Source organism: Saccharothrix xinjiangensis, assembly GCF_039527585.1.
GTDB classification, from domain to species: Bacteria; Actinomycetota; Actinomycetes; order Mycobacteriales; family Pseudonocardiaceae; genus Actinosynnema; species Actinosynnema xinjiangensis.
In genome coordinates this window covers 24,984-51,385 of sequence record NZ_BAAAKE010000041.1, presented here as the reverse complement: position 1 = coordinate 51,385, position 26,402 = coordinate 24,984, and the positions used below count along the sequence as shown (strand labels likewise).

The following is a 26,402-nucleotide window of genomic DNA, read 5'->3' as shown; positions in this document are numbered from 1 at the left end:
GACCACCAGTACGCGCTGAAGATGAAGACCGAGAACACGCTGGAGTTCTTCATCCACAGCGGCACCTGGCAGGCGGTGCAGGCGACCGTGCCGGCCGGCTTCTACGGCAACTGGCACCGGGTCAGCGGCACCTACGACGGCACGGCGCTGCGCCTGTACATCGACGGCCGGGAGGTGGCGAGCACGCCGTTCAGCGGTCGCATCGACCCGTCGTCGGCGGAGGTGAACATCGGGCGCGACTTCGAGACCTCGTGGAACGACCCCGCGCGGGTCGGCCGCATGGCACAGGGCTCGTTCGACGACGCGCGGATCTACGACCGCGCGCTCACCCCGCAAGAGCTGAACGCGCCGGAACCCGTCGGCGGCGCGGTGCTGGCCCTGGACTTCGACCGCGTCGAGGAGCGCGGCACCCACCTGTCCTACGGCTCCAGCCTGTCCGGCGTCGACGGCCTGGTGTCCGCCGACCGCGACCCGCAGCCCGAGACGACCCAGATGGCGTGGGCGCACCAGCCGCTGCGGTTCGGCTGGGCGGACGGCGTGCTCTCGGTGCACAACGAGCGCGCGTTCACCGGCACCGACGACCTGGCGCTGCGGTGGCGGGTCCAGGAGGGCTCACGCGTGGTGGCCCGCGGCGAGCAGCCGCTGCGCGTGGCGGCGGGGGAGACCGGGACCGCCCGGCCGCGCGTGCCGGCGAACCCGGGCGACCGCGAGCGGTTCCTCACCGTCGAGGCCGTGACCAGGGCGGACCAGCCGCTGCTGCCCGCCGGGCACGTGCTCGCCCACGACCAGTTCGCCCTCGGCGGCACGCGGGTGCCCGGCCTCGACCAGGCGACCCCGTCCGGGCGGGTGCGCACCTCGGACGGTGCGGACTCGGTCACCGCGTCGGTCCGGGGCGTCACCTACGAGGTGGACAAGCGGACCGGCGCGCTGTCGTCGATCCGCGTGCGCGGCCGCGAACTGCTGCACGGCGGGCCGCGGCTGGACGCGTGGCGGGCGCCGATCAGCAACGAGACGTTCGCCTGGGGCCGGGCCGAGGGCGAGGACTGGCGCCGCGCCGGCCTCGACCGGTTGGAGACGACCGCCACCGGCGTGCGGGTCGAGCCGGACGGCGACGGCGTGCGGGTCGTGGTGGACAGCCGGGTCGCCGCGCCGGACGTGACCGGGGCCTGGTTCGACCAGGTCATGACCTACTCGGTGGACCGGACGGGAACGCTGCGCCTCGGCCACCGCGTGACACCGCGGGGTGCGATCCGCGACCTGCCCTACCTGCCGCGCATCGGGGTGTCGCTGGCCGTGCCCGAGCGCTACGACCGGTTCACCTGGTACGGGCGGGAGGCGGAGAGCTACGTCGACCGGCAGGACGGCACCCCCATCGGCGTGCACCGCTCCACCGTGGCCGAGCAGTACGTCGAGTACCACCGGCCGCAGGACCACGGCAACCACACCGGCACCCGCTGGGCCCTGCTCACCGACGGCCGCACCGGCGGGCTGCTGGTCGCGGGCGCGCCCGAGGTGGGCGTCACCCGGTACGACGACCTGGACCGGGCCGCCTACCCGTTCCAGCTGCGACCCAACGACGGGTGGCACACGCTGCACGCGAGCCACGCCGTCACCGGTGTGGGCGACACCCCGAACCCGGTGCGGGAACGCGGCCGGGTGCGGCCCGACACCACTTACGAGCACACCCTCACCCTGCGACCGCTGACCGCGGCCGAGGCCCGCGCGGGACTGCCCGCGGGCGGCTGAGCGAGGGGTCGGGTGGTCGGCCGGTCACGCCACGGTGACCGGCCAACCACCGATCAGCGGCGCGTGCGAGACGGCCAGGTCCACCAGCGCCTGCCGCCGCTGCTCGGGCACGTTGGGCAGCTCGACCTTCAAGCGCGCGTCCACGTCGTACTTCTCCGCCCCCTCGTGCCGCAGCGTCACCCCCGCGCTCACCGCGCAGTCGGAGGTGTCGTCGCCGGCCGAGGACGCGATGAGCACGATGCTCTGGTGCAGGCACGTCGCCAGCGAGGCCGCGTAGAGCTGCTCGGAGTTCCAGCCGCCGCCCGGACCTCCCAACTCGGTCGGCGCGGCCACGGGCAGGTCGGCCGTGCCGTCCACCCGGACTGAACCGGAGTTGGACACGGCGGTGGTCGAGTAGAGGTTCGTCGCAGTCGTCACCGCCGCCGAGTACCCGTTCACGGCCGGAAACCACGACTCGATCCGTCATGCGAACGGCTGAAGCCGCCCTTACGGTGACCACCGGAGGTGCACGATGGTCAAGTTGGCGACCGCGGCGGTGCCGGACGCGTTCGACGAGGCGGCGGAGGGGTACGACCTGCTGGTCGGCGCGAACCCCGACTACCACCGGGAGCTGCGCCGGTCGGCGACCGCGCTGCGGGTCCGCGGCGACGGGGCGGGGCTGCGGCTGCTGGACCTGGGCTGCGGCACGGGCGCGTCGACGGCGGCGCTGCTGTCGGTCGCGCCGAGGGCGGAGATCGTCGCGGTCGACGCCTCGCGCGGCATGCTGGAGCGCGCCCGGCGCAAGCCGTGGCCGGACACCGTGTCGTTCGTGCACGCCCGCGCCGAGGACCTGGCCGTGCACGGCCCGTTCGACGGCGTGTTCGCGGCCTACCTGGTGCGCAACCTGCCGGACCCCGACCCGGTGCTGAGGTCCGTGCGCGGGCTGCTCGGGCCCGGGGCGCGGTTCGTGGCGCACGAGTACTCGGTGCGCGACTCGTGGGCGGCCACCGCGCTGTGGACGGCGGTGTGCTGGTCGGTGATCATCCCGAGCGGCGTCGCGGTCACCCGGTCCGCCGGGCTCTACACCTACCTGTGGCGCAGCGTGCTGGACTTCGACGGCGCGGCCGCGCTGCGGGACCGGTTGCGCCGCAACGGTTTCACGGGTGTTCGAACCCTGCCCGCGGCGGGCTGGCAGCGGGGCGTGGTGCACACGTTCGTGGGCGAGGCGTAGGGCACGCCGCTCCGGTGCCGGCGCGCGTGCCGTGCCGAGTCCCGTACCCTCGTGCCGCGCTGTGGCCGAGGCGCGGCAGCGCGGCGGAGGACTTGTGGCAGGACGCTCGTGGTGGCGGTTCGCCCTGGGCGTCGTCGTGGCGGCCGTCGTGGTGTCGCTGTCGACGAGGTTCGGCATGCCGGGCTGGTTGCTCACCGACGAGCACCCGGTGCGCAACGTGCTGGAAGGGCTGAGCTGGCCGGCGGGCGTGCTCGCGCTGGTCCTGATGATCGCCCCGCCGGTCCGGCGCTGGTTCTCGGCGCCCCGCCCGGCCGATGCCGTGAACCCGCTCGTGGGTCGGGCGTTGCACCTGGTGGACGGGCGGCTGCCCGGGGTCTCCGAGGTGGGCCTGCTGGAGCTGGGCATCAAGCCCGCTGTCGACACGAGCGAGGAGGGTGGCCTCGACCTGCCGCCTTACGTCGGGCGGGACGTGGACGAGGACCTGGAGTGGGCCGTCGCCGAGGGCGGGCTGGTACTGCTGCACGGGCGGGCGGCGGCGGGCAAGTCCAGGACCGCGGTCGAGGCGCTGCGCAGGCTGCGTCCCGACAACCCGCTCCTGGTGCCCGAGGACGGCGCGAAACTGCGTGAACTGGCAGACCTGGTCGACCTGGCCGACGCGGTGATCTGGCTCGACGACCTGGAGCGGTACCTCGGGCCGGGAGGGTTGGACCTCGGGCTCCTCCAGCGGCTGTGCCCGGACCGGAGCCGCACGGCGGTCGTGGCGACGATGCGCGACGAGGAGTTGGCCCGCCACACCGGAGCCGCTGTCGCCCGTGACTTCGACGTGGTGGGCATCGACCGGGCGGCGGCCGAACTCCTGGCGCGGGTGCAGGGCCGTCGCCGGATCGCGGTGGCGCCGTCGCTCGGCCCGGCGGAGGAGGACAGGGCACTGGCCGTCCCGGACGGACGGGTCCGGCGCGCGGTGGAGGCCCCCGAGGGGTTCGCGGAGCACCTGGCCGCGGGGGTCGCCATGATGGACCGCTGGGCGATCGGCGACGGTCCGCTGTTCCTCCTCGGCCAGGCACTGGTCAGCGCCGCGGTGGACTGCCGCCGCGCGGGTCACCACGAACCCGTGCCCACGAGCCTGCTGGAGGAGGTCCACCGGCACTACCTGCCCCCCGCGTGGCGCGATCGGAACGACCTGCCCCCGATCGCCGAGGCGTTGGCCTGGGCCCACCGGCCGGTCCTGGGAGCGAGCTCCTGCCTGCAACCCCGCCCGGGTGGCACCCACCTGGCCTCCGACTACCTGCTCGACCGCACGCAGAGCGGTCAGTCCCCGCTCACCGGCCCCGTGCGAGCCGAGCTGTGGCCGGCGCTGCTGGCCGCCACTCCACCCTGGGCCGCCATCGCTATCGGTTACGCAGCGTACGGTTGCGAGGAGTTGGAGGTCGCGGAGCGGGCGTACCGCCGAGCTGTGGCGGCGGGCCGGGACGAGGCGCTGTTCCCCCTCGGACTCGTGCTCAAGGACCAGGGGCGATCGGACGAGGCGGAAGCGACGCTCCGGCGTGCGGTCGGGCAGGGCGACCACGAGGCCCGGTCCAGCTTGGGCGTGCTCCTCTGGCAGGTGGGCCGGCTGGTCGAAGCGGAAGTCGTTCTTCGGCGTGCGGTCGAGGAGGAAGAGGAGGACGAGTTCGCCTCCATGGGCTTGGCGATGGTGCTGTTCCACCTGGAACGGTTTGCCGAGGCCGAGGAGGTGCTTCGTCGTTCGGCCGAGTTGAGGTACCCCCGGATGATGCGCCTGCTGGGGTCGCTGTTGGAGATCATGGACCGGCCGCAGGAGGCTGAGGTCTGGCTCCGCCGTGCGGCTGAGGCGGGTTTCGGGGATCAGGCGCTCCGGCGCCCCGAACGCACCGGGTCATGAGCGCGCCGGGCCGTCCCGGCGCGCCCTGACGATCCCGTCAGCCCGGGAACCGGCCGGTCGTGCGCAGCGCGTAGCGGCGCTCGGCGTAGGCCAGGTCGTCCTTCCACAGCCGGGCCGCCGCCCACTTCATCAGCGGTCGGATGGCGGGCGCGACGGGCAGCGACTTCGAGAACCCCGGCCGGTCGGAGTGGGCGATGGTCGCCTCGATGACGGCCGTCCTCGCCGCACCCAGCGGGGTGGCGTGGGTCTCCACCACGCTGCCCACGCCCTCGCCCTCCACGATGCGCATCACGACGGTGCGCGGCTCGGGGCAGGTGAAGGCGGCGACCACCGGCACGCCGATGCGCCCGACGAGCTTGAACGTCACCTCGACGAGGAACCGGTCGTCCTCCTCGGTCGGGGTCTCCAGCACCTCCAGGTTGGCGAACGAGTACGGGTGGAACCAGGCGCCGTGCCACGGGTCGAGGCGGTTGGCCACCACGTCCTCCGGCTCGCAGCGCCCGATCACCGTGGCCACCGCGTCCAGCGACGCCGCCGGCGGGCGCTCCGGCAGCACGGGCGCGTCCAGCGGCTCCTCGCCGCCCGCCTCGTCCAGCCGCACCCACACCAGCACGCCGTCGTCGTGCGCGGGGTAGGGGCTCCACGCGCCGAAGCGCCGCGAGCCCAGCGCCAGGCCGTGCCACCGGCACACCAGCTCGCCCCGGTGCACCGCGCCGTCGCACAGGGGCGCGCCCAGGTGCGGGCACGAGCCGGGGCCGGCCAGCACGGTCGAGCCCGAGCGCCACGCCACCACCTCGACGCCGGCGATCGTCCGGCCGAACGGCGCGGAGGCCGTGACCTCGCGGCTGGCGGCGAGCACGAACCAGTTGCCCGACGCGCGGGCCGAGGCGCGCTTGAGCGCCGCCTCGATCAGCGCGGGCTTGGCGTCCCGCCAGGTGGGCTCCTGCTCGGGCCACGGCTTGGCGGCGAACCGGCGCAACGGGATGGGCATGTCGCTACTCCTAGTGCAGTGCGGCGCGGGCGAGGGCGGGCAGCGCGATCGCCAACCGCCGTCCGTTGGACACGGTGACCCGCTGGGACAGCACGTCGTAGTCGGCGCGCTCGACGAGGTCGAGGATCCGCCCGTACAGGCGATAGGCGGTGGCCACGCACGGGCGGGACTCGGGCGCGAGCATCGGGATGCCCACCGCGGCCTGGCGGTAGACCGACCGGACGCGGTCGACCTGGAACGCCAGGGCGCGCTTGACCCGGTCGTCGGCGCGCCCGGTGCGGCGGGACCACAGCAGCAGCTCCCGGTCCACGTCGAACGCCGCCAGCTCCTCGGTCGGCAGGTACACCCGGCCCCGGTCCAGGTCCTCGCCGACGTCGCGCAGGAAGTTGGTCAGCTGGAACGCCACGCCCAGCGCCGCCGCGGCGGGCGCGGCCTCCTCCCGGGGCACGACCGTGCCCAGCACCGGCAGCACCTGGAGCCCGATCACCGCCGCCGACCCGTGCACGTAGCGGGCCAGGTCGTCGTAGGTCGGGTACGCGGTGACCGTCAGGTCCATCCGCATCGACGCCATGAAGTCGGCGAACAGCGACCGGTCGACGTGGTACCGGCGCGCGGTGTCCACGACGGCGGCGATCACCGGGTGGTCGCTGCGGCCCGCGACCAGCCCCGCGGCCAACCTCTCCTCCAAAGTAGACAGTTGGGAGGCGCGCTCGGCCGGCGTCCGGCCGTCGTGCACCTCGTCCACGATGTCGTCGGCCCACCGGGCGAACCCGTACAGGGCGTGGATCGCGGGTCGCCGGGCGCGCGGCAGGAGCCGCGTGGCCAGGTAGTAGGTCCGGCCGTGCTCGGCGTTCAGCTCGCGGCAACGCCGGTAGGCGTGCCGCAGCGCCGGATCGGTGATGGCGGCGGCGTCGAGTTCGCGGTCGACCGACATGGGAGCAGGGAGTCCTTCCGCAGGCTTCTCGCACAACGCTAGAACCCGGGGTGGCGCTCCGCATGACGGGTTGATCTGTCGCGCGGACCACTTGATCTGTCGTGCGGACCACGGCCGGCGCTGTTTAGCTCGTGCCACCACGAAGCAGCCGGGAGGCACGATGGCGCTGGTTTCCAGGGAGCACCGGGTCGAGGCGTCGGTGCTCGACGACGGCCTCGTGCCCCGGCTGCACCGCGAGCTGGAGGAGTTCTTCGCCCACGCGCCCGACACCGCGCCGGAGGTGGGCGGCGCGCTGGCCGACCTGGTGCTGGCGGGCGGCAAGCGGGTGCGGCCGACGTTCGCCTGGTGGGGCTGGCGCGCGGCGGGCGGCCCGGTGCGGGGCCCGGCGGCGGACGCCACCGTGCGGGCGCTGGTCGCCCTGGAGCTGCTCCAGGGCGGCGCGCTGGTGCACGACGACGTGATGGACCGCTCGGCGACCCGACGCGGCAGGCCGACCGTGCACACCGCGTTCACCGCCCGCCACCACCGGGGCCGCTGGGCGGGCGACCCCCGCCACTACGGCGACAGCGTCGCGATCCTGGTCGGCGACCTGGCCCTGGTCTGGGCCGACGACGCGCTGGCCGCCGCCGGCCTCGACACCGCCGCGCTGGACCGCGCCCGCGAGCCCTGGCGCGCCATGCGCACCGAGATGATCGCCGGGCAGCACCTGGACCTGCTGGCGGGCGCCCGCCGCGACGAGTCGCTGGAGAAGGCGCTGCGGGTGGCGCGGCTCAAGACCGCCGCCTACACCGTGGAACGGCCGCTGCACCTCGGCGCGGCGCTGGCGGGCGCGCCGCAGGAGCTGGTGGACGCCCTGCGCTCCTACGGCCGCGACGTGGGCGTGGCGTTCCAGCTGCGCGACGACCTGCTGGGCGTGTTCGGCGACACCGGGATCACCGGCAAACCCGTCGGCGACGACCTGCGCGAGGGCAAGCGCACGGCGCTGATGGCGCTCGCGCTGGGCCTGGCGCGGACCGCCCGCCGCCCGCACGCGGCGCGGCTGCTGCGGGACTGCCTGGAGGGCGGTGGCGTCAGCGACCGGACCGTGGACGAGGTGGGCGAGCTGCTGCGCGACCTGGGCGCGGTCGACGCGGTGGAGGAGCGGATCCACGTGTTGGCGGAGCAGGCGCTGCTGACGATCGACGGGGCGGGGCTGGACGAACCGGTGCGACTGGCGCTGGGCGCGCTGGCCGCCAAGGCGACCGAGCGGCGGTGGTGACGGTGCGCGCGGTGAAGGGCAGGACGGACTCGGTCGTGGTGGTCGGCGCGGGACTGGCGGGGCTGTCGGCCGCGCTGCACCTGCGGGGGGCCGGGCACGAGGTGACCGTGCTGGAGCGGCTGCCGCACCCCGGCGGGCTGGCCGGGCGGCTGGACGTGGCCGGCCACCTGGTGGACACCGGGCCGACCGTGCTGACCATGCCCGAGCTGCTGGACGAGGCGCTGGGCGCGGTGGGGGAGCGGTTGGCCGACCGGCTCGACCTGCTCCCGCTGCACCCGGCCTACCGGGCGTGCTTCGCCGACGGCAGCGCGCTGGACGTGCACACGTCGGCGGACGAGATGGAGCAGGCGGTCCGCGAGTTCGCCGGCGGGCGGGAGGCCGCCGGGTACCGGGAGCTGCGGACGTGGCTGACCCGGCTGTACGAGGCGGAGCGGGACCGGTTCGTCGGCGCGAACTTCGACAGCCCCCTCGACCTGGTGGGTCGCGACCTGGTGGCGCTGGCGCGCCTGGGCGGGTTCGGGTCGCTGGACCGGGCGGTGGGCCGGTTCCTGCGCGACCCGCGCCTGCGCCGGGTGTTCACCTTCCAGGCCCTCTACGCCGGCGTCGCGCCGAAGCACGCCCTGGCGGCGTACGCGGTGATCGCCTACATGGACACGGTGGCGGGCGTGTGGTTCCCGCGCGGCGGGATGCGGGCGGTGCCGCGGGCGATGGCCGACGCGGCCGCCGACGCCGGGGTCCGGTTCGCCTACGGGTGCGAGGTGGAGTCGCTGGAGATGCGCGGCGACCGGGCGCGGGCGGTGATCGCCTCCGGCGAGCGGTTCCCCTGCGACGCGGTGGTGCTGGCCGCCGGGCCCGCGCAGACGACCCGCCTGCTGCACCGCCGGCCGCGCCGACCGGCGCCGGTGCGCTGGTCGCCGTCGGCCGTGGTGGTCCACCTGAGCGGGCCGCGGGTCGAGGGGCACGCGCACCACACGATCTCCTTCGGCGACGCCTGGGACCGCACGTTCGACGAGATCGTGGACCGGGGCGAGCTGATGACCGACCCGTCCCTGCTGCTCACCACGCCCACGGTGACGGACCCGGAGCTGGCTCCGGCGGACCGGCACCTGCACTACCTGCTGGCGCCGTGCCCGAACCTGGACGCGGGGCCCCTCGACTGGCGGGACCTGGGCGAGGACTACGCCGACCGGCTCGTGGACGAGCTGGCGCACCGCAAGCTGATCGCCTCGGCGGACGAGGTGACCCGGCTGTCGCTGACCACCCCGGACGACTGGGCTCGCGACGGCCAGGCGGCGGGGACCCCGTTCTCGGTCGCGCACACCTTCGCCCAGACGGGTCCGTTCCGACCCCGGAACCTGCCCCACCGCGACGGCAACGTGGTGCTGGCGGGGAGCGGGACCACGCCGGGCGTGGGCATCCCGCCGGTGCTGATCTCGGGCCGGCTGGCCGCCGAACGCCTCCGGTGACGCCCCTGGCCGGAGGTCTCCGGCGATGGCCGCCGGGGTCGCGGGCTCGGCCGGACGCCTCCGGTGACGCCCGCCGCCGCGACTTCCGAGCGCTCTCCCCGCCACCTCCGAGCGCTCTCCGCCGTCACCCGGTCAGGGACCGTCCACCGCCGGCTTGCGCGCCAGGAAACCGGTCCACGCCAGGGCCGCCGCGGTCACGCCCAGCACGCCCGCCGCGCCGAGCCCGGCGGCGACCGCGCCGACCGCCGCCGGGATGACGACCTGGCCCGCGCGGTTCCCGGTGAGCCGCAGCGACATCGCCCGGCCGCGCGCACCCGGCGGCGCGGACTCGGCCAGCCACGACATCGTCAGCGGCTGACCCACCCCCAGGCCGAGCCCCGCGACCACGACCGCGACCACCAGCGCCCACGGCGGCACCGGCAGGGCGCACGCGGCCGGCCCCAGCGCCGCCGACGCGATGCTGCCGACCAGCAGCCGCTCGCGACCCAGCGCCGCGCTCAACCGGCCCAGCAGCAGCCTCGACACCATCGACGCCGCCGCGCGCAGCGCCAGCAGCGCGCTCACCAACCCGGCGGACAGGTCCCGGTCCGCGCCCAGCGCGGGCAGGTGGACCAGGGAGATGTCCACCCCGGCGATCACCACGCAGCTCGTCGTCAGCGCCCGCACCGGGCCGGCGAGTCGCCGAGGAGCACGAACACCGCGCCCGCGCCGACCATCAGCGCGCTGCCCGCGGCCATGACCAGGCGTTCACCGACCCGGTCCACCACGTGCCCGGCCGGCAGCGCCGGCACCAGCGGCACCAGCGCGAAGGACGCCGACAGCACGCCCAGCCACGAGGCGGGCACGCCCAGCTCCAGCGCCCGGTAGGACGCCGCGGGCCGCAGCACGAACGTCACGACCTGGGTGAGCACCGAGTGCGCGAACAGCGCGACGACCGCCGGGCGCCTCACCGCGACAGCCGCCGCGCGGCCGGCGCGCCGGGGCTCGTCTCGACGTGCGCCAGCATCAGCGCCGCCGCGCCGTCACCGTCACCGGAGACGACCAGGTCGAGCAGCGCCGCGTGCTCGTGGTCCTTCTTCGCGCGCTCGGCCTCGTCCCGCCCGGCCTCCAGCGCCAGGCGGCGGTAGCGGTCGGTCTTGTCCCACAGCCCGTCCAGCGCCTCGACCAGCAGCGCGTTGTGCGAGGCCCGGTACAGCGCGGCGTGGAACCGCCGGTGCGCGAGCAGCTCGTCGTACGCCTGGTCCGGCGGCAGCGCGTGCAGGCCGACGGCGGCCTCCCGCATCGCCCGCACGTCCTCGTCGGTGCGCCGCGCCGCCGCCAGCCGCGCCGCCAGCGGGTCCAACGCTCGTCGCACCTCCAGCAGGTCCCGGGCCTCCTCGGCGCGCAGCTCGGCGTCCCGGTGCGCGCCCAGCTCGACCAGGCCCTCGGCCTTGAGCCGCTTGAGCGCCTCGCGCAGCGGGGTGGTGCTGATGCCGATCTCCTCGGCCAGCAACCCCTGGTTGATCACCGCGCCGGGGGCCAGCGCGCCGGTCAGCACCCGGCGCCGCACCTCGTGGTAGGCGAACTCGGCCTTGGTCTGGAACACCCCGGCCCCCTTCAGGCTATAGCTTATAACCTACTGGGCCATGGTTGAGCGGAGAAGGGCGTTGAGGCGCCTCTCACAAGCCGGAGAGGAACTCCAGCAGCGCGGAGTTGACCTCGTCGGGGCGCTCCTGCTGCATCCAGTGCCCGCACCCGGCCAGGTCGTGGACCGCGCGCAGGTTCGGCGCGATCGCCGGCAGGTGCTCGAAGAAGCCCGGCGGGTAGAAGCCGCGCACCAGGTCGCGTTCACCGGTGATGAAGAGCGCGGGCGGGGTGATCACGGCGCCCTCCCACGGCGCGGTCAGCTCCCAGTTGCGGTCGATGTTGCGGTACCAGTTCAGGCCGCCGGTGAAACCGTGGCGGCGGTACTGCTCCGCGAACGCGTCCACGTCGGCCTCGGTGAGCCAGGCGGGCAGCTCCTCCGGGTCGGCGAACGGACCGAGGAAGCCCTCGCCGGGCGCGGACGGCGGCACGGCGTCGCCGGACGCGCCGACCAGGGTCTTGCGGAACGTCGTGCGCGGGTCGCGGGCCAACTCGGCGTCGGCGACGCCCGGCTGCTGGAAGTACAGCTGGTAGAAGCCGTCGCCGAAGCGCTCCCGGGCCGCCTCCAGCGGTCGCCGGGACCCGCGCGGCGTCGGCGCGACGCTCAGCCCGGCCACGCCGCGCACCAGGTCGGGGCGCAGCAGCGCGGTGTGCCAGGCGACCGGCGCGCCCCAGTCGTGCCCGACGACCACGGCCTCCCGCTCGCCCAGCGCCGCGATGAGCCCCACCACGTCGCCGACGAGGTGCATGATCGTGTAGGCGTCCACGTCCTCCGGCCGGTCGGTGCCGCCGTAGCCGCGCTGGTCGGGCGCGACCACCCGGTACCCGGCCGCGGCCAGCGGCTCGAACTGGTGCCGCCAGGAGTACCAGCTCTCCGGGAAGCCGTGCAGCAGCAGGACCAGCGGCCCCTCGCCCTGCTCGGCGACGTGCACGGTGATGCCGTTGACGGACAGCTCGCGGTGCTGCGGCACGTGGTCCCCCTCGTCCTGGCGCTGCACCGCCACCTTATCGCCGACCGCGCCCGGTGGGCCGGGACCCACCGGGCGCTCGCCCCACCCGCACGCCGCTTCAGCGGTGTGCCGGCCTCACCTCGGCGTCGGCGGTTCGGGCGTGGGCGGCAACGGCGGCTCGGTGCCCGGACCGGGCTCCGGCCGGGGGTGGTCGGGGATCGGCTCGGGCACCGGTATCGACGGCTGCCCGGGTGGTTCGGGGTGGACCATGGCAACCTCCCTTCGCCGCGGGGTTACCCGGCCGGGCGATCACCCAGACGTCCACCGCCGCGCCGCACCGGGGTGAGGGCCCGACACCGACGGGTGACACCCATCCCCCTGTCGTGTGCCGGACCACTACGGTCTTCGGGGGAGGGGCCATGCGAAGCGGCACGAGACGTGAACCGGGCGCGGTGCTCGACCACCGCCCGCTGCCGCGCGCCCTGTGGCCCGACCACGCGGCCGAGGCGTTCCACCTCGTCTACCAGGGGCTGGGTTACGACGGCTCCGGCCGCGCGGTCAGCGGCTCGCTCTTCCTCCCGGACCGGCCCGCGCCGCCCGGCGGCCTGCCGGTCGTCAGCTACGCCCACGGCACCACCGGTCTCGCCGACCACTGCGCGCCCTCCACCACCGGTCTGACCAGGCTCGAACGGGAGCACGTCGCCCGCTGGCTCGCCGCCGGGTACGCGGTCGCCGCCACCGACTACGAGGGCCTGGCCACCCCGGGCCCGCACCCGTACTTCAACGGCGAGGCCGTGGCCGACGACGTGGTGGACATCGTGCGCGCCGCCCGCCTGCTCCACCCCGACGTCGGCCGCACCTGGCTCGTCGCCGGCTTCTCCCAGGGCGGCCACGCGGCCCTGTTCACCGGCCTGATCGCCGCGGCCCACGCCCCCGAGCTGGACTTCCGCGGCACCCTCGCCCTCGCCCCGCCGGTGCACCTGCCGATGCTGGTCGACCTGGTCACCGCGGACGGGGCGGCGCGGACGTCCGTGCTGCTGCCGTTCCTGCTCGCGGGGCTGCGCACCTCCCACCCCGACTTCGACGCCCGAGCCCTGCTCACCGCCGCGGGCGGCAGGCTGGTCGACGTGGCCGAGACCGCGACCCTGGTCGACATGTTCCGGGCCGTCGGCCGCCTCACCAACGACGACACCGGCACCACGGACCTGGCCTCCCGCCCCGGCGTCGCCCCGGTCCTGCGCGCCTGCCGCGTGCCGGTCACCCGGATGGACCGCCCGGTCCTGGTGTCGGCGGGCGGCGCGGACGAGCTCGTGCCCCTGGTCGTGGTGGAGCGGTTCGTGGCCGACCTGGAGGGCGCCGGCGCCACCGTCCGCTTCGACCGCCACGCCGGCGCCACCCACGCGGACGTCCTCCGGGCGGACCACGACCGGCTCATCGACTGGGCCGACGAGCTGATCCGGGACGAGGTCGCCCCACCGGACTTCGACCCGCTCGACGCCGACGGCGACGGCGACCTCACCCGGGACGACTTCGACGTCTTCGCCCTGCGCCTAGCCCAGGGCGCGGGCGAACCGCCGGGCTCGCCGCGGGCCAGGGCGATCCGCCACGGCTACCGGGCGCTCTGGGACCGGCTCGCCGAGCGGGCCGACGCCGACGCGGACGGCCGCGTCACCCGCGAGGAGTTCCAACGCCTGCTCTTGGCCGAACCGACGGCCCTCGCCGCGCTCCACGACTTGGCCCAGCCCGCCCCGCGCGAGGGGTAAACCCCCGCGGGGCACCCGTTTTGCGGCTTGGTCCCCGACACCGCCGCCTACGCTCCGGCGATGGGCGCGTTATCAGGGGTCCGGCGGTTCGCGGAGCCGGTGGAGCGGATGTTCGGCGGCATCGCCGGTTCGGTGTGCGGGGTGCGGACCGCCGAGCCGCACGTCGTGCTGACCTACGACGACGGCCCCGAGCCGGGCAGCACGGAGGCGGTGCTGGCGGCGCTCGGCGACTTCGGCGCGACCGCCACCTTCTTCGTGCTGCTGACCCGGGCCAGGCGCTCCCCGGGGCTGCTCGCGGAGGTCGCGGCGGAGGGCCACGAGATAGCGCTGCACGGGCCGGACCACCGCCGCCTCACCGGCCTGCCGACGCGCGAGGTCGAGCTGCGCACCAGGGCCGCCCGCGCCGAGCTGGAGGACCTGACCGGCCGCCGCACCACCTGGTTCCGCCCGCCGTACGGCACGCAGTCGCCGCGGACCTGGCGCGCGGTGACGCGGGACGGGCTGGTGCCGGTGCTGTGGGGACCGGTGCTGCGCGACTGGTCGGACGTGCCGCAGTCCGACCGGGTGGCCGGTGCGGTGCGCGACAGCCGGGCCGGGTCGATCGTGCTCGGCCACGACGGTTTCGCCGGTCCGGAGGACGGCGTGGACGACGGCCCCGTCCCGGTCGTGGACCGGGGCGACCTGACCCGCCGGCTGCTGGGCGCTTACGGGGAACGCGGCCTGGTGGGCCGGTCGCTCGGCGACGCGCTGGTGTCGGGCGAGCAGTCGCGACGCGCCTGGTTCCGCCGCTGACCGCCCGTCGACCGTGACGCCGCGCCCGGTGACGGTGTCGCCGACCGCCCGTCGGCCGTGTCGCCGGCCGTGTCGCCGACCGCCTGCCGCCGGGTGCGCGGCCGGTCCTAGACGCGCTCCGGCACGCGGGCCGGGCGCACCACCACCGTGCGGGTGCCCGCCACGCGCTCGTGCCACCCCAGCTGGTCGCGGCGGAACACCGGCACCACGAACGTCCCCACCAGCACCACCGCGATCACCACCAGGTCCAGCCCGAACTCCCACCACTGGTCCGACCGCGGCGACACCACCACCGCGTACGCGAACAGCCCCGTCACGCCCAGCAGCTCGCGCAGCGCGATCCGCCACGCACCGGCCGGGCCGCCGCCCGGCAGGCGCGTGCGGTACCTCAGCAGCCACCCGCCGAACGTCCAGCCGCCGGTCACCGAGGGCGCCACCACCCGCAGCAGCACCAGCAGCGCGAGCGCCCACCTCAGGTCGGGCAGCAGCAACCGGGACACCAGCACCACCACCAGGAGGTCCGCCACCACCCCGCACAGCCGGCGCGGCAGGCTCACCGTGCCCGGCGGCGCGACGACGTCGTCCTGGGCCGGCACGGTCGGCACCACCAGCGCCACGGGCGCGACCATCCACCCCAGCAGCGCGCCGCCGGTGTTGGAGATCAGGTCGTCCACGTCCGCGATCCGGTACGGGCACGGGTAGAAACCGAGGTTCCCGGTGTACTGCACGACCTCGACGATCAGCGCCGCGCCCAGGCCGATGCACGCCACCGCGAGCGGCCCGCGCCGGTAGGCCTTGCGCAGCACCACGCCCAGCGGCACGAACAGCGCCACGTTGAAGGCCTGCTGGAGGAACGCCTGGGAGGTCACCATCGCCTGGATGCCCGACCGGCCGGTGGCAGCCATGTTGTTGCGCATGTCGGTGACCCACTGGAACGGCGTGGTCGACAGCATGGTCTCGCCCCGGCACACCGCGTCCCGGTCAGGGAACGGCAGGAAGATCAGCGCGAGCGCCACCAGCCCGTAGGCCAGCAGGCCGTAGAGCACCAGCGCGCGCCGCGGCTCGACCCGCCCGAACCGCCAGTAGTGCAGCGCCACCAGGGGCAGGAGCAGCAGCGCTCCCACGCCCACGAAGGTGAGGAACCCCGTCCGCGCGGGCTCCAGGTACGAACTCAGCATGTCCACCGTTCCGCCAAGGATTCCGCGACGAGGTGAACACTCCTTATCCAGCGGGCGCGGGAACCAAACCCGTCAACGCTTCAGGTTCGGCAGCACCTCCGCGCCGAACAGCCGGATCGCGTCGAGCACGGCCTCGTGCGGCAGGCCGCCGATGTCGACCACGACCAGCTGGGCGTCCAGCCCGAGCAGCCCGGTCAGCGCGTTGAGCCGCTCGGTCACCTCGGCCGGGTCGCCGCACACCGCCGCGCCCTCCATCAACGCGTCCACGTCCACGTCGCCGTCGCCCCGCCACCGGTCGGCGAAGCGGGCGTAAGCGGTCAGGTGCGGTCGCCACCGGGCCCGCGCCCCGGCCGCGGTGGGCGCCACGAACACGTGGCTGGGCAGCGCCACCCGGCCGCCGCCGCCCATGGCCTCGCGGTAGCGCTCGACCACCGACCGGTGCGTGCCCGGGTCGCGCAGGGTGCTGGGCAGCATCAGCGGCAGGCCCAGCTCGACCGCCAGGTCCGCGGACACCGCCGAGCCGCTGCCGATCCACACCAGCGGCCGGGGCCGCTGCACCGGCCGCGGGGTCGTGGTCACGTCGACCAGCGGGCTGCGGTACCGGCCCTCCCAGGTCACGTGCGGTTCCTCCAGCAGCCGCAGCAGCAGGCGCAGGTTCTCGTCGAACCGCGCTCGCAGGTCGTCCTGCACCCCGAACGCCGCGTCGGTGCGCTGCGACACGCCCCGCGCCACGATCAGCTCCGCCCGGCCCCGCGACAGCACGTCCAGGGTGGCCAGCTCCTCGGCCACCCGCACCGGGTCGTGGTGGGCCAGCAGGGTCACCCCGGTGGACAGCCGGAGCGTGGACGTGCGCGCGGCGATGGCCGCCAGCAGCAGCTCCGGCGCGGAGACGATGTAGCGCGTGAAGTGGTGCTCGCCGATGGCCACACCGGTGAAGCCCGCCTCCTCGGCGACCACGGCCTGCTCCACGATCGCGTGCAGCCGATCGGCCTCGGTCACCACGTGCCCCGTGCTCGGGTTGGGCAGGTGGTCACCGAGGATCAGCAGGTAGACGTCCATGTGAACAATCTTGCACGTCGCGCCGGGCGTCCGGGCGCACCGCCCGGACCCGGGAAGCTACCGGACAGTAGGATCGGGGTGTGGACTGGACCCTGCCCGGCGCCTTCGAGGTCGCCCCCGGTGTGCACCGCATCCCGCTGCCGCTGCCGAACGACGGCCTGCGCACCGTCAACTGCTACGCGGTCGAGGACGGCGACGGCCTGGTCCTGGTCGACCCGGGCTGGGCGCTCGACGACGGCTTCACCGCCCTGGAGCGGGCGCTGGGCGACCTCGGGCACGGCTTCGAGGACGTCCGCCGCTTCCTGGTCACCCACGTCCACCGCGACCACTACACCATGGCCGTCGCCCTGCGCCGCCGCTTCGGCACGCGGGTCGCCCTCGGCCTCGGCGAGCAGCCGTCCCTGGCCAGGATCACCGCCCGCGCGGCGAACAGCCAGGTGGAGGACCTGCGCCGGTGGGGCGCGCCGCACCTGGCCGAGCGGTGGCGGGCCGTGCTGGCCGCCCTCGGGGAGGACGCGGTGCGCGACTACGAGGAACCCGACGAGTGGCTGGAGGAGGGCGACCTGGAGCTGGACAAGCGCGTGCTGCGCGTCCTGCCGACGCCCGGCCACACGCGGGGGCACGTGGTGTTCGTCGACGCGGAGGCGAAACTGCTGTTCTCGGGCGACCACGTGCTGCCGCACATCACGCCGTCCATCGGCTTCGAACCGGCCCGGCCCGCCCTGCCCCTCGGCGACTACCTCGACTCGCTGCGCCTGGTGCGCTCCTGCCCCGACCTGCGGCTGCTGCCCGCCCACGGCCCGGTCACCGATTCCAGCCACGCCCGGGTGGACGAGCTGCTGGCCCACCACGAGGACCGGTTGGCGGCCACCCTGGAGGTCGTCCGCGCGGGCGCCGGCACCGCCTTCGGGACCGCGGGCGGGCTCGGCTGGACCCGCCGCGGCCGGTCGTTCGCCGAGCTTGACCCGTTCAACCGGGTGCTGGCCGTCGGCGAGACCGCCGCGCACCTGGACGTGCTGGTCAGGCGCGGCCTGGCGCGCTCGACCGAACAGGACGGCGTGATCGCCTACGAGGTCGCCTGACGCGGGGGCCGCGCGCTCAGCGGAAGTGCTCGGCGAGCACCGGGGCGAGCGCCTCCGGGGTGACGCCGTGCCACTCGCCGGGCAGGGTGCGGCGCGTCGCGCCGGGCAGGCGCTCGGCGACCCCGTCGGCCCACGAGCGCAGCCGGTCGTCGCTGCTCGCGCTGTCCAGGATCAGCGCCGGCGCGGTGACCGCGGCCAGGTCCGGGGGAGTGGCGGTGATGGTCAGGTCGTAGGCGGTGGTGTGGGCCAGGGCCTCCAGCAAGGGCCAGCCGGGCGAGCGCCGCGCGCCCTCCACGAACTCCTCCGGCACGCCGCACGCCACCTGGAACCGGGTCACCGCGTCTCCGCGCCGACCGGCCGCGACCAGCGCCTCGATCTCCGGCCGCACGTCCGGGCCCCCGGCGGGCTCGAACGACAGCGGCGGCTCCAGCAGCGACAGCGCCCGCAGCGGCACCCCCGCCGCGGCGGCGTGCAGCGCCAGCACCGCGCCGGAGGAGAAGCCGTGGGCGAACGCCGACCCGCCGGCCTCCTCCACGACCGCAGCCAGGTCCTCCACCTCTCGCGCGATCGCGTAGGGCGCGGTGTCACCGCTCTCGCCCCGCCCGCGCCGGTCGTAGGTGAACACCGTGAACGACCCGCTCAGCGCCTCCGCCACCCCGGCCATCGGCCCGGACGCCCGGAAGCAGCACGCCGCGTCGACCAGCACCACCGCCGGACCCGTCCCCACCCGCGAGAACCCGATCCGCGTGCCGTCCGCCGAGATCACCGGACCCATGGTCGTCCCCCTCGCCCCTCGACGGTCCTAGCGGGGCAGCTTCACCACGGTCACGAAGAAGTCGTCGATCTGCCGCACGACCTCGATGAACCGGTCGAAGTCGACGGGCTTGGTGACGTAGGCGTTGGCGTGCAGGTTGTAGCTGCGCAGGATGTCCTCCTCCGCCTCCGAGGTGGTCAGCACCACCACCGGGATCGTGCGCAGCGACGCGTCCGCCTTGATGTCCGCCAGCACCTCGCGCCCGTCCCGCTTGGGCAGGTTCAGGTCCAGCAGGATCAGGCCCGGCCGGGGCGCGTCGGCGTACTGGCCCTCGCGCCGCAGGAACTCCAGCGCCTCGATGCCGTCGCGGACCACGTGCAGCTGGTTGCGGATCTTGTGGTGCTCGAACGCCTCCTGCGTCATGAGGGCGTCGCCCGGGTCGTCCTCAACCAGCAGCACGTCGATCACGTTCAGCGGGTTGCTCATTGGTCGTCGTCCTCTACTGCGGGGAGGGTGAACTTGAAGGTCGTGCCGGTCTCCGCGGTGGTGTCCAGCCAGATGGTGCCGCCGTGGTACTCGATGATCTTCCGGCACATGGCCAGGCCGATGCCCGTGCCCGGGTAGTCGTCCTTGTGGTGCAGGCGCTGGAAGATCACGAAGATGCGCTCAGCGTACTCGGTGTCGATCCCGATGCCGTTGTCGCTCACGGTGAACGTCCAGCAATCACCCGTCCGCTCGGCGTTGATCACCACGTGCGGCGGGTCCTCGCCGCGGAACTTGAGCGCGTTGCTGACCAGGTTGCCGAACACGCCGCTCAACAGGGACTCCTCGCCGCGCACCGTCGGCAGCTCGCCCGCCTCGATCGTCGCGCCGGTGCGCTCGATGACCTCGGAGTAGCTGTCCAGCACGTGCTCGACCAGCGTTTCGCAGTCCACCAGGGTCTGCTCGCGGGTGATCCGCCCGACCCGGGAGAACGCCAGCAGGTCGTTGATCAGCACCTGCATCCGCTTCGCGCCGTCCACCGCGAACCGCAGGTACTGCTCGCCGCGCTCGTCGAGCTGACCGGAGTAGCGGCGCTCCAGCAACTGGCAGAAGCTCGCCACCTTGCGCAGCGGCTCCTGGAGGTCGTGCGAGGCCACGTAGGCGAACTGCTCCAGCTCCGAGTTCGACCGCTGGAGGTCCTTGACGTCGGAGAGGATGCGCGAGCGCATGGTCTCCACGTCGTGGCCGAGCATCACGACCTCCCGCGGTCCGCCCGCCCGCACCTCGTGCGCGAAATCGCCCGAGGACACCTGCCGCACGTCGGCCGCCAGCCCGGACAGCGGCGCGATCAGGATCCGGTACAGCACCACCGCGATCCCGCTGATGATCAGCACCAGCAGCGCGCCGAGGCCGACGAGCAGCCACACCACGTCGCGCGCGACGTCGTCCAGTTCCGTGCGGGCCGCGGCGGCGTCCTGGTCGAGCTGCCCGACCACCCCGTTGATGGCCGACCGCAGCCGGTCGAACAGCTCCTTGCCCAGCAGGGACTCCGCGGGCCGCGTCTCCGGCCTGCCGGTCGAGTCGACCGAGGCGATCAGCGGCCGGGCGTACTCCGACCGCCACTGCTCCGCCAGCGCGGCCACCCCGCCGATATCGTCGGAGAGGTCCGGGCGCATCGGCACGACCAGCTGCTCGACCTCCGCGATCGCGTCCCGCTCGTCCGCCAGGCCGGCCTCGTAGGGCTCCAGGAACTCCTGGTTCGCGCTGAGCAGGTACCCGCGCACGCCGGTTTCCTGGTTGATGACGGCGGTGTCGATCTCCAGCACGGCGTCGCGCGCCGGCGCGATCCGGTCCAGCAGCGTGTGGCGCGCGTCGGACAGGCCCGACAGGGCGACGGCCAGGCTGGTGATCGCACCCCCGCTGACGATGATCAGGGTCGCCACGGCGGCGACCAGCAGCCTTGAGGCGGGCCAGCGGGTGCGGTAGTCCATCAGTCCTGTTCCGAGATCAGCATGACGGCCATGTCGTCGTCGAGTTCCCCGCCGTTGAGCTCCTTGACCCTGGAGATCAGGGTGTCGAGCAGCACATCGGGGTCGTCCACCCGGCTGATGTCGCCGCCGGTGGCCTCGCCGATCAACTCGATCAGCCGCTCCGAGCCGAGCCGCTCGGGGTCGCCGACCACCCGGCCCTCGACCAGCCCGTCGGTGTAGAGCAGCATCGACCAGTCGCGCGGCAGCGGGACGTCCAGGCCGCTCCACGTGCTGCCCGGCAGCACGCCCAGCGGCAGGCCCGCCCGGTCCCGGGGCAGCTCCACCACGCGGTCGCCGACCATCAGCATCGGCTCGGGGTGCCCGGCCAGGTAGATCCGCGCCCACCGGCGGTCGGGTGAGATGGTCACCATGCACGCGGTGGTGAACAGGCCGGGCTGGTGGCGCTCGTGCTCCAGGATCTCGTGCAACGTGCGCAGCACCCGCGACGGCTCCTGGTCGGCCAGCACCAGCGCCCGCCACGCGATGCGCAGGAACACGCCCAGCGCCGCCTCGTCCGGCCCGTGCCCGCACACGTCGCCGATGATCACCTGGAGCGTGCCGTCCGGCCTGCTGACCGCGTCGAAGAAGTCGCCGCCCAGCAGCATCCGGCTGCCGCCGGGGCGGTAGCGGAAGCGCACGTCGGGCGCGTCGTCGTGCAGGATGAACGAGGGCAGCAGGCCGCGTTCGAGGCGCGTCTTCTCCGCCGCGAGCAGCTGCTCGTCGCGCAGCTGCCGCTGGGTCTCCTCGGCGTGCTTGCGGCCGACCGCGTAGCGGATGCCGCGAGCCAGGCCCACGCCGTCGACCTGGCCCTTGACCAGGTAGTCCTCCGCGCCCGCGGCCACCGCGCGGGTGCCCTGGTGCTCGTCGTTCAGGCCGGTGAGGACGATGATCGCCACCGGCGCGGGGTGCGCGATCAGCCTGGTCAGCCCGTCGAGCCCGGTGGTGTCGGGCAGGCCGAGGTCGAGCAGGACGCAGTCCACCTTGGTCAGCAGCAGCTCGGCCTCGCGCAGGGTCCGCGCGCGGTGCAGCTCGACGTCGGCGTCCACCTCGTCCAGGAGGGCTTCGACCAGCACGGCGTCGCCCTCGTCGTCCTCGACGAGCAGCACGCTGATGCGGTCGACCGCGGTGCGCGGTGCGGTGAGCCCTGCCACGGGGAGGGAGATTAGTCGAAATCGATCAGCGCCGGGTGACGTGGTGCGGTGGGTCGCCGGAACGGGAGCGCCGGCCATGACCGAAGATTCCCGCGTGACGTTCTACCGGATGGCGGCGATGACCGCCCGGCTGCCCCGCCGTGGCCGGGGTTTCTGGTACTCGGTGGCGATCGACCTGCTGTGGCCGCTGGTCGTGCTGTTCGTGCCGATGCGGATGGGCGGCCGGACGAACATCCCCCGACAGGGGCCCGTGCTGCTGGCCTCCAACCACCTGTCGTTCTCCGACCCGGTGACGCTGACCGCGTTCGCCCTGGCGTCCGGCCGGGTGCCGCGCTACCTCGCCAAGGCGAGCCTGTGGCGGGTGCCGGTCCTGGGGTGGGTGATGTCCTCGGGGCGGCACATCCCGGTCGACCGGGGCACGGCCCGCGCCGGGCGCGCCCTGGACGCCGCCCGGACGTCGCTGGAGGAGGGCGAGTGCGTGATCGTCTACCCCGAGGGGACGTTCACCTCCGACCCGGACGGGTGGCCGATGCGGGGCAAGAACGGCGTGGCGCGGGTCGCGCTGGCCACCCGCACGCCCGTGGTGCCGGTGGCGCAGTGGGGCACGCGGGAGCTGCTGCCGCCCGGCCGCTTCCTGCCCCGCCCGTGGCGGCGGGTGTCGGTGGCCGCGGGCGCGGAGGTCGACCTGTCCGACCTGTACGCGCTGGAGCCGACCAAGGCCGTGCTGGACGAGGCCACCGAGCGGATCATGGGCGCGGTCACCGCGCTGCTGACCGGCATCAGGGAGCTGCCGCGCCCCGGGGACCGGTGAGCCGGGTCAGGGTCGGCGCTCGCGCCGACCCGACCGCTCCCAGTTGAGGTACTGGCCCGCGACGGTGGACACGCTGGTGAGCAGCCACACCGCCACGCCCGCGTCGTCGGTGACGCCGATCAGCGGCAGCAGCTCGGGCAGCACGTCGATCGGCGAGACGAGGTAGACCAGCCCGAACGCCCACGTGGCCAGGGTGGTGGTGGGCAGCCCGTACGCCTTGCGCTCCCGGACCAGGCGGGGCAGGGCGCGGGCGCGCTGGAAGACGTTGCCGACCGGTCGGGGTTCGCCGTCGCGCTCCCACCGCCGGCGGCGGCGCACCACCCACAGCGCGCCGGCTGCCGCGCCCAGGGCGAGCAGGCCGAGGCCCGCGACCACCGGGGGCAGCCCGACCAGGTCGGTGTCGCGCCACAGGAGCGTGCCCGCGCCCAGCAGGGTGAGCACCACGGCTAGCAGGATCACGACCCCATGGTAGGGCCGCGCGCCGGAAACTTCCGGTTCCCGCCCGCCCGGCGCGGGTCCGGCCGTCAATACGATGTGGCGGTGAGCGAATTCCCCCGATTACCCGCGCGCTCCGCCGTCGTGGCGCTCGCCGCCGTCGCCGCGTGCGCGCTGCTCGCCGCCGGCGGGTTGACGGCGGTCGTCCTCGCCGACGACCGCCCGGCGCCGAGCCCGGTCGCCACCGACCGCCCGTCGCCCACCGCGCGACCGGCCACCAGCCGCGAACCCGGGCCGCCCACGTGCCTGCTCGGCACCTGGCGCACCGTGGACGAGCAGATCACGGTCAAGTTCTACACCGACCAGCCGGAGCTGCCGCTGCACGGCGGCGGGCGGGTCTACGAGCTGCGCCCGGACGGCACCGGCACCGAGCGGATGACCGACGTGGTGTTCGCGGCGGACTTCCGCGGCAACCGGATCCGCATGGTGGGCAACGGCACCTCCGAGTTCACCTGGTCGGCCACCGACCGGGCGATCACCTACCGGCACCGCACCACGACCGACGCCACCTGGGCGTTCCACGACCAGCGGGGCCACCTGAGCACCCACCCGCTGCCGGCGGACCACCCGCTCGACGAGACCGAGCAGTACACCTGCACGGGCGCGGAGCTGCGGGAGACCAACGAGTCGCTGGGCTTCCGGTCCGCGTGGGTGCGCACCACCACGTGGGGGGTGTACGGCGGATGACCCGGGTCCTGCCGGCGGTGGCCGGCCTGACCGCGGCGCTGCTGGCGCACGCCGCCGCGCCGGCGCACGCCGCCCAGCCCTCCAGCCCCGAGGAGCTGGCCGCCGCGATCGCCCGCCCGGCGATCGTGCTGATCACCGTGGAGTGGCACGGCTGGGTGCGCGACAAGCGCACCGGCGAGGTGTTCGGCGGGGCCGGTGGCTACACCGCGAAGACGTCGTGCACCGGTGTGGTGGTCAGCCCCGACGGGCACGTCGCCACGGCGAGCCACTGCGTCCACACCGGACCGGAGGGTGGCGCGGGCGCGCTGTTCGGCGCGGCCGTGGAGGAGCTGGCGGGCCTGAACCGGGTCGTCAGCCGGGAGGCGGCGGTGCGGGAGCTGGCCGAGCACGCGGTCGCCGAGGGCGCCGTGCCCGACCGCCCGGTCGACCGCGACATCCGGGTCGAGCGCATGGAGGCCACGGGCGACGGCCCGGTCCGCGACGTCGCGCCCGCCACCGTGGTGGACCTGGTCGCGCCGACCGACGGCGACGTGGCCGTGCTCAAGGTGCCGCGCGACCGCCTGCCCGCGCTGGAGGTGCGCCGCGACCGGACGCCGGTCGGCACGCCGGTCCTGGCCATCGGCTACCCGGGCTCGGCGGTGGACCAGTCCCTGGAGCCCAGCAACAAGAACGGCCAGGTGTCCGCCCGCCGCACGCGCGACGGCCGGCCCTTCTACGAGTTCAGCGCCGCCGCCGCGCACGGCATGAGCGGCGGGCCCGTGGTCGACGCGGAGGGCCGCGTGGTGGGCCTGATCAGCCAGGCCGCGCCCGGCGAGACGCAGTCGTTCAACTTCGCCGCCGCCTCCGAGACGCTGGTGGAGCTGGTGGAGGGCAAGGGGATCGCGTTCGGCCCCGGCGACCACGACCGCGACTACCGCACCGGTCTCGACCGCTGGTTCGAGGGCGACCACGACGGCGCGGTCGAGGCGTTCGACGACGTGCTGGCCGCCTCGCCCGGCCACCTCCAGGCCACCGAGCACCGGCGGCTCGCCGTCGAGCGGGGCGGCAGGGCCGGCGACGACGCGGTCCTGGTCGTGCTGGCATTGCTGTTCGCGGGCATCGCCGTGGGCACCGGCACGGCCGCCGCGGCGATCGCGCTGACCCGCAGGCGCGCGGCCGCCGGGGTGTCCGGTGTGGACGCCCCGGCGTTCGGCGCTCCCGCCTCACCAGTCGGTTTCGGCGTGCAGCCACAACCCCGCCGCGATGCAGACACCGACCAGGTTCAGCGGCGAGAAGCCCTCGCCGCCGCTGACGACGAGACCGAGCAGCAGGCTCGCCCCGGCCGTGGCGGCGTACAGCCGGGGACCCCACCGGCGGGTGAACCAGGCGCCGCCCAGCCCCACCAGCGCCAGGACGCTGACGGCGGTGACCAGACCGAACGCCTGTGAGGCGTCCTCCGCGCCGTGCTCGGACGCGTCGACCCAGCCGGCCGCGGCGGCGACCAGGACGACGACGTTGGCCAGGCTGAGCACCACGAGCAGGACGACGATGCCCGCCTTCTTCCTCGGCGCGGCCTGCCGCCGGGGCTCGAACGCGCCGGGACGGGACGAGTGGTTGACCTGTGCCACGACCGAACTCCTCTCGGGGAACGGGAACGGCGCGGCGGCGGGGTGAACGGCCCGGTGCGGCGCCGGTGCGGGACTGGATCCCGTGCCCGCGAAGTTACGGAGCGGCCGGGCCGCCGGACGAGCCCGGCGGGGGTGGAAGTTTCCGGTTCCTGGCCGCCCGCTCCACCTCGGCGAGGTCCGCCGCGGTGACCAGCCGGACCTCCGCGGCCCGCCGGGCGACCGCGAACCTGGTGTTCAGCAGGCGGCCCGCGCGCGGCGCGAGGTACGGGTCGTCGGCCGCGCCGAACGCGATCGCGGAGATGGCGCGGATCGCCTCGTCCACCCGCTGCGGTCGGTGCAGGTTCCACGCGTAGCCGTGCCACTCGCGCACCCGCTCGAAGATCTCCCGGTTCGACGGCGGGCGCGGGTAGTCGTCCGCGCCGACCAGCCACGGTTCGGCCAGCGCCAGCGCCACGAACCAGTCCCGGCCGCCGCGCGCCAGGCCCGGACCGGTGCGGGTGTCGCCCGCGCCGACCGGCTCCACGGGCGCGTCGCGCGTCGCGGGCTCGACGTCGAGGGTCACCACCAGGTCCGCGAACCGGCCCGCCGCGTCGCGCCTGCCCCGCAGCAGCACCAGCTGGTTCTCCCCGGCGTCCAGCAGCGCCGACGCCGACCTGGTCAGGATCACCCGCCGCGCGCCGCCGGGCGCGTCGAACAGGCCGGACAGCTGGGCCTCGCCCGCGCCGAGCCAGGTCAGCGCCACCACGTCCGCGCCGACCGCCAGCTCGCCGACCAACCGCGACACGTGCGGCGCGCAGTCCGGCAGGGCCACCGCCACCCGGCCGGGGCCGGGCCGGAACAGGCCGTGGGGAGCGCGCCCGAACAGCAGCGACTCACCGGGGCCCAGCACCACCGACGGCAGGCCAGCGCCCCGCACCACCACCCGCGGCACGG

At 74.9% G+C, this 26,402-nt stretch carries 27 protein-coding genes; 12 read left to right on the top strand and 15 right to left on the bottom strand.

Annotated elements, in window-relative coordinates; all coding sequences use genetic code 11:
• On the top strand, positions 1-1,746 hold a 1,746-nt coding region (locus ABD223_RS40660), incomplete at its 5' end, for a beta-galactosidase small subunit-related protein (protein ID WP_344043170.1).
• 24 nt (positions 1,747-1,770) lie between these two features.
• On the opposite strand, the gene ABD223_RS40655 is transcribed toward ABD223_RS40660, so the two are convergent.
• Positions 1,771-2,163 carry an OsmC family protein gene (locus ABD223_RS40655; RefSeq protein WP_344043168.1) on the bottom strand — a complete coding sequence of 131 codons (393 nt, stop codon included), beginning with the start codon at positions 2,161-2,163 and terminating at the stop codon, positions 1,771-1,773.
• A gap of 94 nt (positions 2,164-2,257) precedes the next feature.
• Between ABD223_RS40655 and ABD223_RS40650 the strand changes: the two genes are divergently transcribed.
• On the top strand, positions 2,258-2,956 hold the full coding sequence (locus ABD223_RS40650) for a class I SAM-dependent methyltransferase (protein WP_344043166.1): 699 nt from the start codon (positions 2,258-2,260) through the stop codon (positions 2,954-2,956).
• A 94-nt stretch (positions 2,957-3,050) separates the two neighbouring features.
• A complete protein-coding gene (locus ABD223_RS40645) occupies positions 3,051-4,856 on the top strand; it encodes a tetratricopeptide repeat protein (protein WP_344043164.1) in 1,806 nt (601 codons plus the stop codon).
• Between the two features lie 37 nt (positions 4,857-4,893).
• Here ABD223_RS40645 and ABD223_RS40640 read toward each other — a convergent pair whose 3' ends face one another.
• Positions 4,894-5,847, bottom strand: a complete 954-nt coding sequence (locus tag ABD223_RS40640) for a DUF5914 domain-containing protein (RefSeq protein WP_344043162.1) — start codon at positions 5,845-5,847, stop codon at positions 4,894-4,896.
• Between the two features lie 10 nt (positions 5,848-5,857).
• The gene (locus tag ABD223_RS40635) at positions 5,858-6,781 is read right to left on the bottom strand and encodes a phytoene/squalene synthase family protein (RefSeq protein WP_344043160.1); all 924 of its coding nucleotides are present in this window, start codon (positions 6,779-6,781) and stop codon (positions 5,858-5,860) included.
• Positions 6,782-6,941: 160 nt separating this feature from the next.
• Between ABD223_RS40635 and ABD223_RS40630 the strand changes: the two genes are divergently transcribed.
• Both ABD223_RS40630 and crtI read left to right on the top strand, forming a co-directional pair.
• Complete coding sequence (locus ABD223_RS40630) at positions 6,942-8,039, top strand: polyprenyl synthetase family protein (protein ID WP_344043158.1); 1,098 nt, start codon at positions 6,942-6,944, stop codon at positions 8,037-8,039.
• 2 nt (positions 8,040-8,041) lie between these two features.
• Positions 8,042-9,505, top strand: coding sequence for a phytoene desaturase family protein (gene crtI / locus ABD223_RS40625; protein ID WP_344043156.1), 1,464 nt, complete (start codon positions 8,042-8,044; stop codon positions 9,503-9,505).
• A 132-nt stretch (positions 9,506-9,637) separates the two neighbouring features.
• Here crtI and ABD223_RS40620 read toward each other — a convergent pair whose 3' ends face one another.
• The 4 genes from ABD223_RS40620 to ABD223_RS40605 form a co-directional block, all read right to left on the bottom strand.
• Positions 9,638-10,144, bottom strand: a complete 507-nt coding sequence (locus ABD223_RS40620) for an MFS transporter (RefSeq protein WP_344043154.1) — start codon at positions 10,142-10,144, stop codon at positions 9,638-9,640.
• Between the two features lie 14 nt (positions 10,145-10,158).
• On the bottom strand, positions 10,159-10,455 hold the full coding sequence (locus ABD223_RS40615) for a hypothetical protein (protein ID WP_344043152.1): 297 nt from the start codon (positions 10,453-10,455) through the stop codon (positions 10,159-10,161).
• Positions 10,452-11,090 (bottom strand): GntR family transcriptional regulator, encoded by a 639-nt coding sequence (locus tag ABD223_RS40610; RefSeq protein WP_344043150.1) that lies wholly within the window; start codon positions 11,088-11,090, stop codon positions 10,452-10,454. Before ABD223_RS40610 ends, ABD223_RS40615 begins: the two co-directional genes overlap by 4 nt.
• A gap of 73 nt (positions 11,091-11,163) precedes the next feature.
• Positions 11,164-12,126, bottom strand: a complete 963-nt coding sequence (locus ABD223_RS40605; protein WP_344043148.1) for an alpha/beta fold hydrolase — start codon at positions 12,124-12,126, stop codon at positions 11,164-11,166.
• A gap of 371 nt (positions 12,127-12,497) precedes the next feature.
• On the opposite strand from ABD223_RS40605, the gene ABD223_RS40600 reads away from it, so the two are divergent.
• Both ABD223_RS40600 and ABD223_RS40595 read left to right on the top strand, forming a co-directional pair.
• Positions 12,498-13,841, top strand: coding sequence for an alpha/beta hydrolase (locus ABD223_RS40600; RefSeq protein WP_344043146.1), 1,344 nt, complete (start codon positions 12,498-12,500; stop codon positions 13,839-13,841).
• A 60-nt stretch (positions 13,842-13,901) separates the two neighbouring features.
• Positions 13,902-14,633: a polysaccharide deacetylase family protein gene (locus ABD223_RS40595; protein WP_344043144.1), complete on the top strand. Its 732-nt coding sequence runs from the start codon at positions 13,902-13,904 to the stop codon at positions 14,631-14,633.
• A gap of 107 nt (positions 14,634-14,740) precedes the next feature.
• Here the strand turns inward: ABD223_RS40595 and ABD223_RS40590 are convergent, their stop codons facing one another.
• Both ABD223_RS40590 and ABD223_RS40585 read right to left on the bottom strand, forming a co-directional pair.
• Positions 14,741-15,811, bottom strand: a complete 1,071-nt coding sequence (locus tag ABD223_RS40590) for a VanZ family protein (protein ID WP_344043142.1) — start codon at positions 15,809-15,811, stop codon at positions 14,741-14,743.
• A gap of 72 nt (positions 15,812-15,883) precedes the next feature.
• Positions 15,884-16,870: an LLM class flavin-dependent oxidoreductase gene (locus tag ABD223_RS40585; RefSeq protein WP_344043140.1), complete on the bottom strand. Its 987-nt coding sequence runs from the start codon at positions 16,868-16,870 to the stop codon at positions 15,884-15,886.
• 80 nt (positions 16,871-16,950) lie between these two features.
• Here ABD223_RS40585 and ABD223_RS40580 point away from each other — a divergent pair, with 80 nt between their 5' ends.
• Entirely contained in the window at positions 16,951-17,952 is a 1,002-nt protein-coding gene (locus ABD223_RS40580) for an MBL fold metallo-hydrolase (RefSeq protein WP_344043138.1), read from the top strand.
• A 16-nt stretch (positions 17,953-17,968) separates the two neighbouring features.
• Here ABD223_RS40580 and ABD223_RS40575 read toward each other — a convergent pair whose 3' ends face one another.
• Genes ABD223_RS40575 through ABD223_RS40560 form a run of 4 tightly spaced genes read right to left on the bottom strand, consistent with a single transcriptional unit; the run spans position 17,969 to position 21,869 of the window.
• Entirely contained in the window at positions 17,969-18,727 is a 759-nt protein-coding gene (locus ABD223_RS40575) for an alpha/beta fold hydrolase (RefSeq protein ID WP_344043136.1), read from the bottom strand.
• A gap of 27 nt (positions 18,728-18,754) precedes the next feature.
• The gene (locus tag ABD223_RS40570) at positions 18,755-19,192 is read right to left on the bottom strand and encodes a response regulator (protein ID WP_344043134.1); all 438 of its coding nucleotides are present in this window, start codon (positions 19,190-19,192) and stop codon (positions 18,755-18,757) included.
• A complete protein-coding gene (locus tag ABD223_RS40565) occupies positions 19,189-20,679 on the bottom strand; it encodes a sensor histidine kinase (protein ID WP_344043132.1) in 1,491 nt (496 codons plus the stop codon). Before ABD223_RS40565 ends, ABD223_RS40570 begins: the two co-directional genes overlap by 4 nt.
• Positions 20,679-21,869 carry a PP2C family protein-serine/threonine phosphatase gene (locus tag ABD223_RS40560; RefSeq protein WP_344043130.1) on the bottom strand — a complete coding sequence of 397 codons (1,191 nt, stop codon included), beginning with the start codon at positions 21,867-21,869 and terminating at the stop codon, positions 20,679-20,681. The genes ABD223_RS40565 and ABD223_RS40560 overlap by 1 nt, the downstream gene beginning before the upstream one ends.
• A gap of 76 nt (positions 21,870-21,945) precedes the next feature.
• Here ABD223_RS40560 and ABD223_RS40555 point away from each other — a divergent pair, with 76 nt between their 5' ends.
• Positions 21,946-22,680, top strand: coding sequence for a lysophospholipid acyltransferase family protein (locus ABD223_RS40555; RefSeq protein WP_344043128.1), 735 nt, complete (start codon positions 21,946-21,948; stop codon positions 22,678-22,680).
• A gap of 6 nt (positions 22,681-22,686) precedes the next feature.
• On the opposite strand, the gene ABD223_RS40550 is transcribed toward ABD223_RS40555, so the two are convergent.
• Positions 22,687-23,139 (bottom strand): YkvA family protein, encoded by a 453-nt coding sequence (locus ABD223_RS40550; protein WP_344043126.1) that lies wholly within the window; start codon positions 23,137-23,139, stop codon positions 22,687-22,689.
• An 81-nt stretch (positions 23,140-23,220) separates the two neighbouring features.
• Here ABD223_RS40550 and ABD223_RS40545 point away from each other — a divergent pair, with 81 nt between their 5' ends.
• From ABD223_RS40545 to ABD223_RS40535, 3 genes are read left to right on the top strand one after another with little or no spacing between them, the layout of a single operon-like run.
• The gene (locus tag ABD223_RS40545) at positions 23,221-23,862 is read left to right on the top strand and encodes a hypothetical protein (protein ID WP_344043124.1); all 642 of its coding nucleotides are present in this window, start codon (positions 23,221-23,223) and stop codon (positions 23,860-23,862) included.
• Positions 23,859-25,289 (top strand): S1 family peptidase, encoded by a 1,431-nt coding sequence (locus ABD223_RS40540; RefSeq protein ID WP_344043122.1) that lies wholly within the window; start codon positions 23,859-23,861, stop codon positions 25,287-25,289. The genes ABD223_RS40545 and ABD223_RS40540 overlap by 4 nt, the downstream gene beginning before the upstream one ends.
• A complete protein-coding gene (locus ABD223_RS40535) occupies positions 25,267-25,515 on the top strand; it encodes a hypothetical protein (RefSeq protein ID WP_344043120.1) in 249 nt (82 codons plus the stop codon). Before ABD223_RS40540 ends, ABD223_RS40535 begins: the two co-directional genes overlap by 23 nt.
• Positions 25,516-25,563: 48 nt before the next feature.
• Here the strand turns inward: ABD223_RS40535 and ABD223_RS40530 are convergent, their stop codons facing one another.
• Entirely contained in the window at positions 25,564-26,400 is an 837-nt protein-coding gene (locus ABD223_RS40530) for a hypothetical protein (RefSeq protein ID WP_344043118.1), read from the bottom strand.
• Between the last annotated feature and the right edge of the window lie 2 nt (positions 26,401-26,402).

Bases quoted from the DNA above. Each gene is read 5' to 3' on its own strand.
- ABD223_RS40575 (WP_344043136.1), bottom strand. From the start codon at position 18,727: ATGGGTCCGGTGATCTCGGCGGACGGCACGCGGATCGGGTTCTCGCGG.
- ABD223_RS40565 (WP_344043132.1), bottom strand. From the start codon at position 20,679: ATGGACTACCGCACCCGCTGGCCCGCCTCAAGGCTGCTGGTCGCCGCC.
- ABD223_RS40555 (WP_344043128.1), top strand. From the start codon at position 21,946: ATGACCGAAGATTCCCGCGTGACGTTCTACCGGATGGCGGCGATGACC.
- ABD223_RS40540 (WP_344043122.1), top strand. From the start codon at position 23,859: ATGACCCGGGTCCTGCCGGCGGTGGCCGGCCTGACCGCGGCGCTGCTG.
- ABD223_RS40570 (WP_344043134.1), bottom strand. From the start codon at position 19,192: ATGAGCAACCCGCTGAACGTGATCGACGTGCTGCTGGTTGAGGACGAC.
- ABD223_RS40585 (WP_344043140.1), bottom strand. From the start codon at position 16,870: ATGGACGTCTACCTGCTGATCCTCGGTGACCACCTGCCCAACCCGAGC.
- ABD223_RS40640 (WP_344043162.1), bottom strand. From the start codon at position 5,847: ATGCCCATCCCGTTGCGCCGGTTCGCCGCCAAGCCGTGGCCCGAGCAG.
- ABD223_RS40650 (WP_344043166.1), top strand. From the start codon at position 2,258: ATGGTCAAGTTGGCGACCGCGGCGGTGCCGGACGCGTTCGACGAGGCG.
- ABD223_RS40590 (WP_344043142.1), bottom strand. From the start codon at position 15,811: ATGCTGAGTTCGTACCTGGAGCCCGCGCGGACGGGGTTCCTCACCTTC.
- ABD223_RS40600 (WP_344043146.1), top strand. From the start codon at position 12,498: ATGCGAAGCGGCACGAGACGTGAACCGGGCGCGGTGCTCGACCACCGC.
- ABD223_RS40595 (WP_344043144.1), top strand. From the start codon at position 13,902: ATGGGCGCGTTATCAGGGGTCCGGCGGTTCGCGGAGCCGGTGGAGCGG.
- ABD223_RS40630 (WP_344043158.1), top strand. From the start codon at position 6,942: ATGGCGCTGGTTTCCAGGGAGCACCGGGTCGAGGCGTCGGTGCTCGAC.
- ABD223_RS40635 (WP_344043160.1), bottom strand. From the start codon at position 6,781: ATGTCGGTCGACCGCGAACTCGACGCCGCCGCCATCACCGATCCGGCG.